Origin of the sequence: Streptosporangium sandarakinum (assembly GCF_013409935.1) — a bacterium.
Classification (GTDB): Bacteria; Actinomycetota; Actinomycetes; order Streptosporangiales; family Streptosporangiaceae; genus Streptosporangium; species Streptosporangium nondiastaticum.
Map to the genome: position 1 here is coordinate 814706 of NZ_JACCCO010000001.1, position 15608 is coordinate 830313.

Here is a 15608-nt window from a genome sequence, read left to right on the forward strand (position 1 = left end):
CCGTCCGCGCGGGAACCGGGGAAGGCGAAACCGATATCGCTCCGGCATCGTCCGGCGGCTCCGCGATCGTTACTATCCGGCCATGCCTGGTCGCCGGATCCCCCTCACCGCGGTGCTCGCCGCGGTGCTCGCCGTACTGTCCCTGACCGCCGCGTGCGGCGGCTCCGACGGGCCGAGCCTGCCCGGCGGACCGGAGCTGGTGCGGAAGTCGGCGGAGGCGATGCGGGCCGTCACGTCCGTTGCCTTCGCCCTGGAGACCGAGGGCAGCCCCGCCGTGCCGGTCAAGAAGGCGACCGGCCGCCTCAGCGGCACCGGCGACGCCGACGGCACCATCCAGCTCAGTCTGATGGGCACCCTCCAGGAGATCCAGTTCGTCCTCCTCGGCGAGACCGTCCACTTCAAGGGCGTCACCGGCGGCTTCCAGAAGATGCCGCGCAGCCAGCTCGCCACGATCTACGACCCGTCCGCCATCCTCGACCCGGACAGAGGGGTCGTCCAGCTGATGTCCGGGGCGGTGAACCCCCGGACGGAGGCCGCGGAGAAGGTGGACGGCTCCGACGCCTACAAGGTCTCGGCCACGCTCCCCCACCGGATCCTCGTCACGATGGTCCCGGGCCTCGGCCAGGACGTGAACGGCACGCTCTGGATCGACCGCGCCACCAGCCGCCTGCTCAGGGCCGACCTGCCGATGGACGGCGGGAAGGTCACCGTCGCCTTCCACGACTACGGCGTGCCGGTGCGGATCACCGCGCCGGCCGGGTGACCCGGTGACCACCCCCGCCCAGGCCCCCTCCCCCGCGTCCCGGACCGCCGGGCGCCGCGTCGTCCTCGGCGTCGGCGGCGTCGCGGTGCTGCTGGCCGCCCTGGACGCCTACGTCGTGGTGACCATCCTGATGGACGTCGCCGGGGACGCCGAGGTGCCGCTCAACCACCTGGAACGCGCCACCCCGATCGTCACCGGCTTCCTGCTCGGCTACGTCGCGGCCATGCCGCTGCTCGGCGGCCTGTCCGACCGGTACGGCAGGCGCCCGCTGATCCACCTGTGCCTCGCGGGCTTCGCGGCCGGCTCGGTCATCACCGCGCTGGGCGACACCGTCCCCTGGCTGACGGCCGGGCGGGCGCTGCAGGGCGTCGCGGGCGGCGCGCTGCTGCCCGTCACCATGGCCCTGGTCGCCGACCTGTGGGGCGACCGCGACCGCCCGCTCGCCCTCGGCGCGCTCGGCGCGGCCCAGGAGCTCGGCAGCGTGCTCGGCCCCCTGTACGGCGCGGCCCTCGCCGCCGCGGTCCCGGTGTCCCTGCGGCTGGGCGGCCTCCCGCTCGGCGGCTGGCGGTCGATCTTCTGGCTCAACGTCCCGCTGGCCGCCGTGGCCGCGCTGGCCGTACGGCGGGCCGTGCCGCCCCGCGACCGCGCCGCGTCCCCGGCCGCCCGCGTCGACCTCGTCGGCGGGCTGCTGCTGGCCGCCGCGCTGGGCCTGCTCGTGGCGGGACTGTACAACCCCGACCCGGGGCGGTCGGTCCTGCCGCCGTGGGGGCCGGCCCTGGTCGCGGCCGGGGTGGTGGCCGCCGCCGGGTTCGCCGTATGGGAGCGGCGGGCCCGGGTCCGCCTGTTCGACCTGGCGGGGGTGGCGCGCACGCCCTTCTTCGCCACGCTCGGGGTGAGCGCGCTGACCGGCGCGGCGCTCATGGTCACGCTCGTGGACGCGCAGCTGACCGCGCAGACCCTCCTCGGGCTGGACGCGCTGGACGGCGCGCTGGTGCTGTCGCGCTTCCTGGTCGCGCTCTGCGTGGCCGCCCTGCTGGGCGGTCCGCTGGTCCGCCGGTACGGCGAGCGCGCGGTGGCGGTCGCCGGGCTGGCGGTGGCCGCGGCCGGTTACCTCCGCATCGGCGGGTGGCCGCTCGACCTGGCCTCCGCCGGTCTCCGGGTGGACGTCGACCTCGTCGTGGCCGGGCTCGGCCTCGGCGTGGTGATCGCCCCCGTTTCTTCGGCGGTCCTGCGGGCCGTGCCGGCGGCCCGGCACGGCGTGGCGTCCGCGGCGGTGGTCGTGGCCCGGATGATGGGCATGCTGCTGGGGATCGCGGCGCTGTCGGCCTGGGGGTTCCACCGGTTCCAGTCGCTCACCGCGAACCTGGACACGCCGCTGCCGTTCGGTGTGGACCCCGCCGTCTACGCCCGGCGGCTCGCCGCCTACGAGGCCCAGGTCAAGGCGGCCCTGCACACCGAGTACGGCGAGATCTTCCTGATCACCGCCGTCCTGTGCGTGGTCGGCGCGCTGGCCGCGACGCTGCTGCCGCGCGGCCGTCCCGTCCCGGCGGAGCCGGGACGTCCCGGGGAACCGTGAGTCCTCCGCACGGTGATCCCCTCGCCTCGGCGAAACCCGTCGTCCCGGGTGGCCCTGAGCCTGCCACGAGCGGGGCGAGCACGTCGTGCGTACCCGCCCCACCGGCACGCGGAGGCCCCACGGCGTGACCGGGCCCCGCGGAGGGACCCGGTCACGTCGTAGGAGACGTCAGACCTCTTCGACGCTGCTCGGCTCGCGCCGGGACAGGTCGATGCCGAGCTCCTCCGCCGCGCGGAAGACGTCCTCGTCGGTGTCGCGCATCTCGATGGACATGCCGTCGCTGGAGAGCACCTCGACGTTCAGGCACAGCGACTGCATCTCCTTGATGAGCACCTTGAAGGACTCGGGGATGCCCGGCTCGGGGATGTTCTCGCCCTTGACGATGGCCTCGTAGACCTTCACGCGGCCCACGACGTCGTCGGACTTGATGGTCAGCAGCTCCTGCAGGGCGTAGGCGGCGCCGTAGGCCTCCAGCGCCCAGACCTCCATCTCACCGAAGCGCTGGCCGCCGAACTGGGCCTTACCGCCGAGCGGCTGCTGGGTGATCATGGAGTACGGGCCGGTCGACCGCGCGTGGATCTTGTCGTCCACCAGGTGGAGCAGCTTCAGGATGTAGATGTAGCCCACGGCGATGGGATGCGGGAACGGCTCGCCGCTGCGGCCGTCGAACAGCCTGGCCTTGCCGGTGCCCCCCACCAGCCGATCCCCGTCCCGGTCGACCAGCGTGCTGCCGAGCAGGCCGACGATCTCCTCCTCGCTGGCGCCGTCGAACACCGGGGTGGCGACGTTCGTGCCCGGCTCGACGCGGTCCAGTCCCCGCTCACGCAGCCGCTCGGCCCAGGCCTCCTCGACGCCGGAGATGTCCCAGCCCCGGGCGGCGATCCACCCCAGATGGGTCTCCAGGACCTGCCCGACGTTCATCCGGCCCGGCACGCCGAGCGGGTTGAGGATGATGTCGACCGGGGTGCCGTCCTCCAGGAACGGCATGTCCTCCACCGGGAGGATCTTGGAGATGACGCCCTTGTTGCCGTGCCGGCCCGCGAGCTTGTCCCCATCGGTGATCTTGCGCTTCTGCGCCACATAGACCCGGACCAGCTCGTTGACGCCCGGCGGCAGCTCGTCGCCCTCCTCACGGGAGAACACCCGCACACCGATGACCTTGCCCTGCTCACCGTGCGGCACCTTCAGCGAGGTGTCGCGCACCTCACGGGCCTTCTCCCCGAAGATCGCGCGCAGCAGCCGCTCCTCCGGCGTCAGCTCGGTCTCCCCCTTCGGAGTGACCTTGCCGACCAGGATGTCACCGGGCACGACCTCGGCGCCGATGCGGATGATGCCCCGCTCGTCGAGATCGGCCAGCACCTCCTCCGACACGTTCGGGATGTCCCGGGTGATCTCCTCGGGGCCCAGCTTGGTGTCGCGGGCGTCGACCTCGTGCTCTTCGATGTGGATCGACGACAAAACGTCGTCCTGCACCAGCCGCTGGGACAGGATGATGGCGTCCTCGTAGTTGTGGCCCTCCCACGGCATGAACGCCACCAGGAGGTTCTTGCCCAGCGCCATCTCACCGTCGTCGGTGCAGGGACCGTCGGCGATGACCTGACCGGCCTCGATGCGGTCGCCCTCGGCCACGATCGGCTTCTGGTTGAAGCAGGTGCCCTGGTTGGAGCGCTTGAACTTCGCCACCCGGTACGTCGTGCGGGTGCCGTCGTCGTTCATCACCGTGACGTAGTCGGCCGAGACCTCCTCGACCACACCCGCCTTCTCGGCGTTGATCACATCCCTCGTGTCGGTGGCGGCGCGGTACTCCATGCCCGTGCCGACCAGCGGCGCCTCGCTCTTGAGCAGCGGCACCGACTGGCGCTGCATGTTGGAGCCCATGAGCGCGCGGTTGGCGTCGTCGTGCTCCAGGAACGGGATCATCGCCGTCGCCACCGACACCATCTGGCGCGGTGACACGTCGATGTAGTCGACCTCCTCGGCCCGGACGAGCTCGGTCTCACCGCCCCTGGTGCGGGCCAGGAGGCGCGGCTCGGCGAACGAGCCGTCGGGGTTCAGCGGCGTGTTCGCCTGCGCGATGACGTGCCGGTCCTCCTCGTCGGCGGTGAAGTGGTCGATCAGGTCGGTCACCTTCCCGTCCACCACCCTGCGGTAGGGGGTCTCGACGAAGCCGAAGGAGTTGACCCGGCCGAAGGAGGCCAGCGAGCCGATCAGGCCGATGTTGGGGCCCTCGGGCGTCTCGATCGGGCACATCCGGCCGTAGTGCGAGGGGTGGACGTCACGGACCTCGAAGCCGGCCCGCTCCCGCGACAGACCACCCGGACCCAGGGCGTTCAACCGCCGCTTCTGGGTCAGGCCGGCGAGGGGATTGATCTGGTCCATGAACTGCGACAGCTGGGAGGTGCCGAAGAACTCCTTGATCGACGCCACGACCGGGCGGATGTTGATCAGGGTCTGCGGCGTGATCGCCTCGACGTCCTGGGTCGTCATCCGCTCACGCACCACGCGCTCCATCCGCGCCAGGCCCAGCCGGACCTGGTTCTGGATCAGCTCGCCCACGTTGCGCAGCCGCCGGTTGCCGAAGTGGTCGATGTCGTCGGTCTCCACGACGATCTCACCACCGCCGGCCCCGGCCATCGACGTCTCGCCCGCGTGCAGCTTGACGATGTACTCGATCGTGGCGACGATGTCGTCCTCGGTCAGCGTGCCCTGGGTGATGTCGGCATCGACGCCCAGCTTCTTATTGATCTTGTAGCGGCCGACCTTGGCCAGGTCATAGCGCTTGGAGTTGAAGTACAGGTTCTCCAGCAACGCCTGCGCCGACTCCCGCGTCGGCGGCTCACCCGGCCGCAGCTTGCGGTAGATGTCCAGCAGCGCGTCGTCCTGACCGGCGGTGTGGTCCTTCTCCAGCGTGGCGCGCATCGACTCGTACTGGCCGAACCGCTCCAGGATCTGCTCACTGGTCCAGCCCAGCGCCTTCAGCAGCACCGTGACCGCCTGCTTGCGCTTGCGGTCGATGCGCACCCCGACGCTGTCACGCTTGTCGATCTCGAACTCCAGCCAGGCCCCCCGCGAGGGGATCACCTTGCAGCCGTACAGATCCTTGTCGGAGGTCTTGTCGACACTGCGGTCGAAGTAGACACCGGGAGAGCGGACCAGCTGGGAGACCACGACACGCTCGGTGCCGTTGATGATGAAGGTGCCCTTGCCGGTCATGAGCGGGAAGTCGCCCATGAACACGGTCTGGCTCTTGATCTCACCGGTGGTGTTATTGATGAACTCCGCCGTGACGAACATCGGGGCGGAGTAGGTCATGTCCTTGTCTTTGCACTCGTCAACGGAGTACTTGGGCGGCTCGAACCGGTGGTCGCGGAACGACAGGGACATGGTCCCGGAGAAGTCCTCGATGGGACTGATCTCCTCGAAGATCTCTTCGAGACCCGACTGGGCCGGAACGTCCTTGCGCCCGGCCTGGCGAGCCGCCTCGACCCGCCCCTTCCACTTCTCGTTGCCCAGCAACCAGTCGAACGACTCGGTCTGCAGAGCGAGAAGGTCGGGAACCTCAAGGGGTTCCTGGATGCGTGCGAACGACACACGACGGGGACCAGCGGGTACGGCGGAGGCGTTGCGCGAGGCTGCCAACAGGCGTCCTTCCGGAGAGCACGGATGGAATCGAACTGCGCGCACGCCAAAACGCCCCGGCGGGATCCAGGGCGTCGAAGGGTAGCGCGAGGCAGCAGCATAACGCAAATAGGAAACGGATGTCCACACCTATTAGGTATGTCAACCTCGGTGGCATCTTCAGGATGCCACAGGCGGATCGAACCCGTCAACTCTCACGGTCGTCCGGGGCGTCCCGCGAAAGACGACGGGCGGCCCGGCGCGTGCCGGGCCGCCCGTGACACCGCGACGGCGGCTACTTCCGCTTCGTCCCCGAGGGCTGCCGCTTCTCTCGGATCTTCATGGTGACCTCGATCGGGGACCCGGCGAAGCCGAACTCCTCGCGGATCCGCCGCTCGACGAAACGGCGGTAGGTCTCCTCCAGGAAGCCGGAGGTGAACAGCACGAACTTGGGCGGCTCCGTCGACGCCTGCGTGGCGAAGAGGATCTTCGGCTGCTTGCCGCCCCGGACCGGCGGCGGGGTCGCCGCGACCAGCTCGGTGAGGAAGGCGTTGAGCCGCGCCGTCGGGACGCGGGTGGACCAGGAGTCCAGCGCCTTCTCCAGCGCCGGGACGAGCCGGTCGACGTGCCAGCCGGTCATGGCGGAGATGTTGACCCGCAGCGCCCACGGGACGCGGACGAGCTGGCGGTCGATCTCCTTCTCCAGGTAGTAGCGGCGGTCCTCGTCGACGAGGTCCCACTTGTTGAACGCCACCACCATGGCCCGGCCGGACTCGATGACCAGGGAGATGATCCGCAGGTCCTGCTCGGTCAGCACCTCGCCGGCGTCGATGAGCACGACCGCGACCTCCGAGCGCTCCAGCGCGGCCCGGGTGCGCATGCTCGCGTAGAAGTCGGCGCCCTTCAGCTCGCGGTCGCGGCGGCGGATGCCGGCGGTGTCCACGAAGCGCCACGTCCGGCCGCCGAGCTGGATCAGCTCGTCCACCGGATCGCGGGTGGTGCCGGCCATCGGGTCGACGAGGACGCGCTCCTCCCCCGCGAGCTTGTTCAGCAGCGAGGACTTGCCGACGTTGGGCTTGCCGACCAGCGCCACCCGGCGCGGGCCGCGCTCGGCCTCGAAGGTCTGCTTCGGAGTCTCCGGCAGCGCGTCGAGGATCACGTCGAGCAGGTCACCGCTGGCCCGGCCGTGCAGGGCCGAGACCGGGTACGGCTCGCCAAGGCCGAGGGACCACAGCGCGGCGGCCTCCAGCTCCATCTGCTGGTTGTCGACCTTGTTGGCGGCGAGGATGACCGGTTTGCCGGAGCCGCGCAGCACGTGGCCGACGATCTCGTCGGCGTCGGTCACGCCCACGGTCGCGTCCACCACGAACAGGATCACGTCGGCCAGGTCGGCCGCGATCTGCGCCTGCTCGGCGATCCGCAGCGCCATGCCGGTCGCGTCGGGGTCCCACCCGCCGGTGTCGACCACCGTGAACCTGCGCCCGCGCCAGGCCGCGTCGTAGGTGACCCGGTCGCGGGTCACACCCGGCACGTCCTCCACGACCGCCTCGCGGCGGCCGATGATCCTGTTGACCAGGGTGGACTTGCCCACGTTGGGACGGCCCACCACGGCCACGACCGGCTGCGGACCCAGATCGGGGCCCGCCTCCGGGGAGCTGTCGTCGGTACCCGGATCGGTCAGCTCAGCCTCGATCCAGCCGCTTTCTTCACTCACACTTTTTCCTTAATCAGACGGAGCACCTCGGCGATGACCTCTTCCAGGTTCAGCGCCGTGGTGTCGAGCTCGACGGCGTCGGCCGCCTTCGCCAGCGGGTCGGTCTTCCGCGTCGAGTCCAGGGTGTCGCGCCGGGCCATCGCGGCCTTCTGCGCCTCCACCGTGGTGCCGGTGAGCTCCGCCGTACGGCGAAGCGCCCGGGCGTCCGCGCTCGCGGTCAGGTAGATCTTGACCGGGGCCTCGGGGGCCACGACCGTGCCGATGTCACGGCCCTCGACGACGATGTCGCCCGCCCCGATGATCTCGCGCTGCTCGGCCACCAGCCGGCGCCGCACCTCGGGCACCGCGCTGACGGCGGAGACCGCCGCGGTGACCTCAGCCGTCCGGATGGGCCCGGCGGCGTCGACGCCGTCGACGGCGACCGTGGGCGCGTCGGGGTCGGTGCCCATCGAAAGGACCGGTTCCGAGGCCCTGGCCGCGATCGCCGCGGGGTCGGTGAGATCGACCTCTCCCTGCAGCATCCACCACGTGATCGCCCGGTACATCGCCCCGGTGTCGAGATAACGCAGCCCCAGCGCCCGCGCGACCCCGCGCGACGCGCTCGACTTGCCCGACCCCGAAGGGCCGTCCATGGCGACGACCAGTCCGGCCACGGCGCCTCTCCCTTACAGCCCGCTTCAGTTGTCTGTACGAGGCTACCGGCAGCCGGGCCGCAACCTCGCATCGGAGGCCGGGCGAGGTCCGGGCGGCGGTCAGGAAACCGGCGCCGGCGGACCAGGTCAGGTGCCGGGGTCAGGTGCCGGGGTCAGGGCAGGCGCCAGCCGTGGGCGCGCAGCGCCTCCGACAGCGCCGGCACCGCCTCCGGCTGCACCAGCAGGTCCGCCGCGCCCAGCGGCAGGCCGGGGGCGTGCTCCAGCCGGACGTCCTCGATGTTGACGCCGGCGTCCCTGGCCACCTGGAACAGCCGGGCCAGCTCGCCCGGACGGTCGCCGATGATGACCTGGACGGTCGCGTAGGCGCGCGCCGGGCCGCCGTGCTTGCCGGGGATGCGGCCGGTGCCCGTGACGCCGCGGCGCAGCAGCTCGGTGACCCTGCCCATGGCCTCCGGGTCCGCCGGGGCGTCCCCCGCGCCCGGGGCGTTTCCGGCGGCCGGGCCCGCCGAGGCGCGCAGCGAGGCCGCGGCGGCGGCGAGGTCGGCCGCCACCGCCTCCAGCACGTCGGCCACCGGCAGCGCGTTGCCCGACAGGATGCCCGTCCACAGGTTCGGGTCTCCGGCCGCGATGCGCGTGACGTCGCGGACGCCCTGCCCGGCCAGGCCGAGCGCGGCGGCCGGGGCCTCGGCGAGCCGGGCGGCCACCGCCGAGGCGGTCACGTGCGGGGCGTGCGAGACGACCGCGACGGCCCGGTCGTGCTCGACCGCGTCGACCTGCACGGCCTCGCCGCCGCAGAGCTTGATCAGCAGACGTAGGGCCTCCACCGCGTCGGGTGAGGTCTTCCCCGTCGGGCACAGCGCCCAGGGGCGGCCCAGGAACAGGTCCGCGCGGGCCGCCGCGGGGCCCGAACGCTCCCGGCCCGCGAGGGGGTGCCCGGCGACGTAGGTGGCCAGGTCGCAGCCGATCTCGGCGGCCTGCCGGAGCGGTAGCGCCTTGACGCTGGCGACGTCGGTGTAGAAACGGGCCGCCCCGGCCCGCTGCAGCTCGGCGAGCTGACCCGCCACCACCTGCGGCGGGACCGCGATGACCGCCATGTCCACGCGCTCACCGGCCCACTCGACGCCGGCGCCCAGCTCGCGGGCCAGCCGTACGGCGGCCGGGTCGCGGTCGGCGAGGTGGACGGTGACGCCCTGCCCGCGCAGGGCGAGGGCCACCGACGTGCCGATCAGGCCGGTGCCGACGACGAGGACGTTTTCGAGGCCGCTCACGTCTGTCCTTAGGGTGCTAAGACCCGCGGCGGGGCCGGCGGGATCTCCGCGGGGATCGCGGCGGAGGCCGCCGCCCGGATCCCCGTCCGGATCGCCGGGCGGACCGCCGCCGGGCTCACTGGGCGATGTCCACCCGCAGGGCGGCAGCGCCGCGCAGGTAGACGTGCTGGATCTCCCGGCGCGGCCGGTCGGTCTCCACGTGGGCCATCAGCCGGACGACGCGGGGCAGCGCGCCCGGGACGCCGATCTCGGAGGCGCAGATCAGCGGGACGTCGTGGAAGCCGAGCTTGCGGGCGGCCAGCGCGGGGAACTCCGCGGTCAGGTCGGGGGTGGCGGTGAAGATGACGCTGATCACGTCGTCGGTGGTGAGCCTGTTGCGCTCCATCACCTCGGTGACCAGCTCGGTGACGCCGGACAGGATGGACTCCCGGTCGTTCCCATCGACCTGGACCGCCCCGCGGATCGCCCGCACCATCGCCGTTCCTCCTTTGCGTGCCCGCCGGACCCGCCCGAGACGGGACGGGTCCGGCGGACCCCGAACGCGTGTGTATCCGAAGGTTACAGGCCGACGGCGGCGTAGAGCTCGCCGACTTCCCTGAGGGTCAGCGCCCGGACCGTGCCCGGCTTGAGGCGGCCGAGCTTGACCGGGCCGAACTCGATGCGGGCGAGGTCGATGACCGGGTGGCCGACCTCCTCCAGCATGCGGCGCACGACGTGCTTGCGGCCCTCATGCAGGACGATCTCCACCAGCGCCTGCTGGCCGTGCTCCTGGACCACGCTGAAGGAGTCGGCCCGGGCGATGCCGTCCTCCAGCTCGATGCCCTTCTGCAGGCGGCGGCCGAGGTCGCGCTCGATCTTGCCCGGCACCTTCGCCCAGTACTTCTTCTGCACGCCGTAGCTGGGGTGGGTGAGCCGGTTGGCCAGCTCGCCGTCGTTGGTGAGCAGGATCAGGCCCTCGGTCTCGGTGTCGAGGCGGCCGACGTGGAAGAGCCGCTCGGTGCGGTCGGCGACGTAGTCGGCCAGCGAGGGGCGGCCCTCGGGGTCGGACATGGTGCTGACGATGCCGATCGGCTTGTTGATCGCGAGGTAGACCAGGTCGGGCATGGTCGGCAGGCGCTTGCCGTCCACGTGGATGACCTGCTTGGCCGGGTCGACGCGGGCGCCGAAGCGGCGGACGACCTGACCGTCGACCGTCACGCGGCCCTCGCCGATCATCTCCTCGCAGGCCCGGCGGCTGGCCACGCCCGCCTGGGCGAGGACCTTCTGCAGCCGGACGCCGCCGGGGACCTCGGTGGTGTCGCGCTCGTCGGCGTAGCCGGCCTCGTAGAAGTCGGGGTCGCGGCGCGGCTGGCGGGCGGTCTTGAACCGGTCGTTCTCGACCCCGCCGGGCCTGCGCCCGGTGGACGCCCCGGACGCGCGGCCGGCCGTACCGCGGCGCTCGCCGTACGAGCCGGACCGGGCGCCGCCGATCGTCTGGACCTCGTCCCGTCGGCCGGTCCTGCCGTACCGGGCACGGGAACCGCCGCGGGGGGCGTCGTCACGGCGCGGACCGCCGGAACGGTCGTCACGGCGCGGGGCGTCGAAGCGCTCCTCGCGGCCGGAACCGCCGAAGCGGTCCTCGCGGCGCGGGCCACCGGAACGCTCGTCACGACCGGAACCGCCGAAACCACCGGGGCGGTCGTCACGGCGCGGGCCACCGAAGCGGTCACGCGAACCACCGCGCTCGGCCCGGAAGCCCCCGCGGTCGTCACGCCGGGGCGCGTCGGAACGGAACCGGGGCGCGTCGGAACGGGATCCGCCGCGCTCATCGCGGCGGAAGCCGCCGGAACGGTCGTCGCGACGCGGCGCGCCGGAACGCTCGTCACGACCGGAACCGCCGGGACGGTCGTCACGGCGCGGGCCACCGAAGCGGTCACGCGAACCACCGCGCTCGGCCCGGAAGCCCCCGCGGTCGTCACGCCGGGGCGCGTCGGAACGGTCGTCACGGCGGAAGCCGCCGGAACGGGATCCGCCGCGCTCATCGCGGCGGAAGCCACCGGAACGGTCGTCACGACGCGGGCCACCGGAACGGTCGTCACGGCCGGAACCGCCGAAACCACCGGGACGGTCGTCACGGCGCGGGCCGCCGGGGCGGTCGTCGCGGCCGGAGCCGTACCGGCTCCGCGAACCGCCGCGCTCGGCCCGGAAACCCTCACGGTCGTCACGCCGGGGCCCGTCGAACCGGTCGTCACGCCGGGGCCCGTCGAACCGGTCGTCGCGGCGCGGGCCGCCGGAGCGGTCGTCGCGGCGCGGCGCGTCGGAGCGGAAACCGCCCCGGGATCCGCCGCGGAAGCCGCCGGCCCCGGATGCTCCTCGGGTGCCGCCGCCTCCGCGGGGGCCGCCGCCGCGCGGTGCTCCGCCGCGGCCTCGACCGCGTCCATCACCGGACGGGGTGCTACGCCTGTCGTTCACTGCTTCTGCTCCTCTAGGTTTTCCACGTCGTCGGGAAGGAACGGTGCCAGTTCGGGAAGCTCCTCAAGCTCCCGGAGGCCCATCCGTTCGAGAAAGTACGAGGTCGTGCGGTAAAGAAGGGCCTGGCTCTCGGAGTCGGTGCCGGCCTCCTCGACCAGCCCCCTCGCCACCAGCGTGCGCATCACGCCGTCGCTGTTGACGCCCCGGATCGCCGCCACCCTGGCCCGGCTGACCGGCTGGCGGTAGGCGACCACGGCCAGGGTCTCCAGCGCGGCCTGGGTGAGCCGCGCCTGCTGGCCGTCGCGGACGAACCGCTCCACGAGGGTCGCGTGCTCGGCCCGCGTGTAGAACCGCCAGCCGCCCGCGACCTCTCTCAGGTCGAAACCCCGTCCGGCGGCGGTGTATTCCGCCGACAGCGCGCGCAACGCGGCGGCGATCTCCGGAACGGGGCGTTCGAGCACCTGGGCGAGGGTCCGCTCGGCGACCGGTTCGTCCACCACGAGCAGGATGGCCTCCAGCCCGGCGCGCAGGCCGGCCTCGGGCGCCACGTCGGTCATGAAGCTTCTTTCCTGCCGCTCTCGTCGTAGTCGTCCGCCACGGCGATGTCGCCGTCGTCGCTGCCCGTCCAGGTCACGTGCAGCTCTCCCAGGGGCTCGATCTGCTCGAAGGAGACGGCCGCCTCCCGGTAGAGCTCCAGGACGGCCAGGAAACGCGCGACGACCTCGAAGGTGCCGGCGCAGTCGGAGGTGAGCGCCCGGAACGTCGCCCGGCGGATCCGCCTCAGCCGCTCGACAAGGATAACCGCCTGCTCGCGGACATTGGCGAGCGGCTGGTAGATGTGGGCGACCGACACCGAGGGCGGCGCCTTGGGGGTGAAGGCCCGCCGCGCGATCTCCGCGAGGCGCTCGGGGCCGATGCCCAGCACCAGTTCGGGCAGGAGGCCGGCGAACCGCGCCTCCATGGGGACGAGCCGGGGGAAGCGCAGCGCCTCCTCGGCCATCCGGCCGGAGAAGACCTTCGCGACCTCCTTGTAGGCCCGGTACTGCAGGAGGCGGGCGAACAGCAGGTCGCGGGCCTCCAGCAGGGCGAGGTCCTCCTCATCGTCCACCTCACCGGACGGCAGCAGCCGGGCCGCCTTCAGGTCGAGCAGGGTCGCCGCGACGAGCAGGAAGTGGCTCGTCTGGTCGAGGTCCCACTCCGGCCCCCTGGCCCGGATGTAGGCGATGAACTCGTCGGTTACCTGGCTGAGGGAGACCTCGGTGATGTCCAGCTTGTGCTTGGCGATCAGGCCGAGCAGCAGGTCGAAGGGGCCCTCGAAGACCTCCAGGCGGACCCGGAAGATGTCGGCGGCCGGTTCCGGCCGCCCGTCCGGCTGTGGCTCCGGCTGCGGCTGCTCGGTCATCCCGTCATTGTCCCGCACCCCGGCCGCGCTCATCGCCCCCGGCGCGCCACCGCGCCCGTTCCCCGGCACGCCGCGGCGTCCGACGTCGTCCGTGCCCGTCGCGCCCGCCGTCCCGGGTCGCGTTCACCGGCCCCGGGTGCCCCGCCCGCGGCCGCTCTCCGCCGTACGGCGGGTCACCGTTCCTGGGCGCGCTCCTCGGCGCTCCACCTGGCCAGGACCTCGCGGGCCAGCTCGCGGTAGGCGCTGGCGCCGAGCGAGGAGGGGTCGAAGCTGGTGATGGGCTCGCCGGCCACCGTGGCGTCCGGGAAGCGGACCGTACGGTTGATCACGGTGTGGAACACCTTTTCGTCGAACGCCTCGACCACCCGGGCCAGCACCTCGCGGCCGTGCAGGGTGCGCGCGTCGTACATGGTGGCGAGCAAGCCCTCGATGACCAGGTCCTCGTTGATGCGCTGCTGGACCTTCATGATGGTGTCCATGAGCAGCGCGACGCCGCGCAGCGCGAAGAACTCGCACTCCAGCGGGACCATGACGCCGTGCGCGCAGGCCAGCGCGTTGATCGTGAGCAGGCCCAGCGAGGGCTGGCAGTCGATCAGGCAGACGTCGTACTCGGGCAGCAGCGGCTTGATCACCCGGCCGAGCACCTGCTCACGGGCGACCTCGGTGACGAGCTGGACCTCGGCCGCGGACAGGTCGATGTTGCTCGGCAGCAGGTCCATGCCCTCGACGCCGGTCTCCATCAGGACTTCCCTGGCGGTGATCTGCGGGTCCATCAGGAGGTTGTAGACCGTCAGGTCGAGCTGGTGGGGGTTGATGCCCAGGCCGACCGACAGGGCGCCTTGCGGATCGAAGTCGACCAGCAGCACCCTCAGCCCGGCCTCGGCCAGCGCCGCGCCCAGGTTGATGGTGGTGGTGGTCTTGCCGACGCCGCCCTTCTGGTTCACCATGGCCACGATGCGCGCCGGTCCGTGCACCGTACGCGAGGGCGGGTCGGGGAAGACCGGGCGAGGCCGCCCGGTGGGGCCGAGGACTCCCCCCGGGTGAGGGGTCCCCGCGGTCTTGGTGTCGCCCCAGGGATTCTCGGGGTTTCCGGGGGTCGTTCCCCGAGCAGAACCGTCGGTGGTCACAGTCACCAGTTGAACCTCCCTGACGGCCTCGAACCGGACCGTCCGGACGGACACTATGGCGTCAACACGTATGCGGCAAGGCGGCACGCCCGAACGCAGGCAAGCTCAATGCCGCGCGCGGGGGCGCGCGGCGGCGTACGCCTCCCGGAGCTTGTCGACCGTGACCAGGGTGTAGACCTGCGTGGTCGTCACCGAGGCGTGGCCGAGCAGCTCCTGAACCACCCTAACGTCCACACCCCCGTCCAGGAGGTGTGTTGCGAACGAATGTCGCAAGATATGCGGGGAGATTCCGGCCAGTCCCCCGCGCTCGGCGGCGGCCTGGAGCACCTCCCAGGCGCCCTGGCGGGTCAGCCGGCCGCCCCTGGCGTTGAGGAACAGCCCCGGACCGCCCCCGCCCTGGGCGGCGATGCGGGGGCGCCCCCGGGTGAGATAGGCGCCCAGCGCCTCCCTGGCGAAGCGGCCCAGCGGCACCGCGCGGACCCGCCCGTCCTTGCCGCGCAGCCGTACCCGCTGGGTCTCGGCGCCCAGGTCGAGGTCGTCCACGGCGAGCCCGACGGCCTCGGAGATGCGGGCGCCGGTGCCGTACAGCAGCTCCAGCAGCGCCCGGTTGCGCATGGTGAGCGGCGCGCCCTCGGGCCCGGCGGCGGCGATGAGCCGCTCCACCTCCGCCACGCTGATCGCCTTGGGCAGTCGCCGCAGGCGGCGCGGCGGGCGCACCGCGTGCGCGGGGTCCTGCCGGGACAGGCCCTCGCGCAGCGCGAAGCGGTGCAGGCCGCGTACGGCGGAGGCGGCGCGCGCCACGGAGCTGGCGACGAGGGCCTGGTGGTCCTCGTCGCCGTCCCTGAGCGCGGTCAGGAAGGCCGTGACGTCACCCTCGACGACCTCGCCGAGGGTGACGCGGCCGCGACTCCTCAGGTGCGCGGTGTAGCGCAGGAGGTCACGGCGATAGGAGGCCAGTGTGTTGGCGGCCAGCCCCCGCTCCACCGCGAGGTGGGCGAGGTAGCTCTCGAGGACGGCCTCCGTCTCGCTCAGGGTG

12 protein-coding genes are annotated in these 15608 nt (G+C 72.4%); 2 read left to right on the plus strand and 10 right to left on the minus strand.

What is annotated here, in order from left to right:
• The first annotated feature begins 82 nt into the window (after positions 1-82).
• Positions 83-763, plus strand: a complete 681-nt coding sequence (locus tag HDA43_RS03630) for an LppX_LprAFG lipoprotein (protein ID WP_179818297.1) — start codon at positions 83-85, stop codon at positions 761-763.
• A gap of 4 nt (positions 764-767) precedes the next feature.
• Positions 768-2339, plus strand: coding sequence for an MFS transporter (locus tag HDA43_RS03635; RefSeq protein WP_179818298.1), 1572 nt, complete (start codon positions 768-770; stop codon positions 2337-2339).
• A 168-nt stretch (positions 2340-2507) separates the two neighbouring features.
• On the opposite strand, the gene rpoB is transcribed toward HDA43_RS03635, so the two are convergent.
• From rpoB to HDA43_RS03685, 10 genes are all read right to left on the minus strand, one after another.
• Entirely contained in the window at positions 2508-5978 is a 3471-nt protein-coding gene (gene rpoB / locus HDA43_RS03640) for a DNA-directed RNA polymerase subunit beta (protein ID WP_179818299.1), read from the minus strand.
• Positions 5979-6252: 274 nt separating this feature from the next.
• A complete protein-coding gene (gene der / locus HDA43_RS03645; RefSeq protein WP_218911860.1) occupies positions 6253-7638 on the minus strand; it encodes a ribosome biogenesis GTPase Der in 1386 nt (461 codons plus the stop codon).
• 29 nt (positions 7639-7667) lie between these two features.
• Positions 7668-8324, minus strand: a complete 657-nt coding sequence (cmk, locus tag HDA43_RS03650) for a (d)CMP kinase (RefSeq protein WP_312872957.1) — start codon at positions 8322-8324, stop codon at positions 7668-7670.
• Between the two features lie 152 nt (positions 8325-8476).
• The gene (locus HDA43_RS03655; RefSeq protein WP_179818300.1) at positions 8477-9592 is read right to left on the minus strand and encodes a prephenate dehydrogenase; all 1116 of its coding nucleotides are present in this window, start codon (positions 9590-9592) and stop codon (positions 8477-8479) included.
• Positions 9593-9707: 115 nt separating this feature from the next.
• A complete protein-coding gene (gene aroH, locus HDA43_RS03660) occupies positions 9708-10067 on the minus strand; it encodes a chorismate mutase (protein WP_179818301.1) in 360 nt (119 codons plus the stop codon).
• An 83-nt stretch (positions 10068-10150) separates the two neighbouring features.
• A complete protein-coding gene (locus HDA43_RS36285) occupies positions 10151-12043 on the minus strand; it encodes a pseudouridine synthase (protein ID WP_179818302.1) in 1893 nt (630 codons plus the stop codon).
• Positions 12040-12600, minus strand: a complete 561-nt coding sequence (gene scpB, locus HDA43_RS03670) for an SMC-Scp complex subunit ScpB (protein ID WP_179818303.1) — start codon at positions 12598-12600, stop codon at positions 12040-12042. Before scpB ends, HDA43_RS36285 begins: the two co-directional genes overlap by 4 nt.
• On the minus strand, positions 12597-13445 hold the full coding sequence (locus HDA43_RS03675) for a segregation and condensation protein A (protein WP_246423900.1): 849 nt from the start codon (positions 13443-13445) through the stop codon (positions 12597-12599). Before HDA43_RS03675 ends, scpB begins: the two co-directional genes overlap by 4 nt.
• A 173-nt stretch (positions 13446-13618) precedes the next feature.
• On the minus strand, positions 13619-14578 hold the full coding sequence (locus HDA43_RS03680; RefSeq protein WP_179818304.1) for a ParA family protein: 960 nt from the start codon (positions 14576-14578) through the stop codon (positions 13619-13621).
• A gap of 99 nt (positions 14579-14677) precedes the next feature.
• Positions 14678-15604: a tyrosine recombinase gene (locus HDA43_RS03685; protein ID WP_179822715.1), complete on the minus strand. Its 927-nt coding sequence runs from the start codon at positions 15602-15604 to the stop codon at positions 14678-14680.
• Between the last annotated feature and the right edge of the window lie 4 nt (positions 15605-15608).

Coding starts and splice junctions, on each gene's coding strand:
- HDA43_RS03630 (WP_179818297.1), top strand. CDS start 83: ATGCCTGGTCGCCGGATCCCCCTCACCGCGGTGCTCGCCGCGGTGCTC.
- aroH (WP_179818301.1), bottom strand. CDS start 10,067: ATGGTGCGGGCGATCCGCGGGGCGGTCCAGGTCGATGGGAACGACCGG.
- scpB (WP_179818303.1), bottom strand. CDS start 12,600: ATGACCGACGTGGCGCCCGAGGCCGGCCTGCGCGCCGGGCTGGAGGCC.
- HDA43_RS03675 (WP_246423900.1), bottom strand. CDS start 13,445: ATGACCGAGCAGCCGCAGCCGGAGCCACAGCCGGACGGGCGGCCGGAA.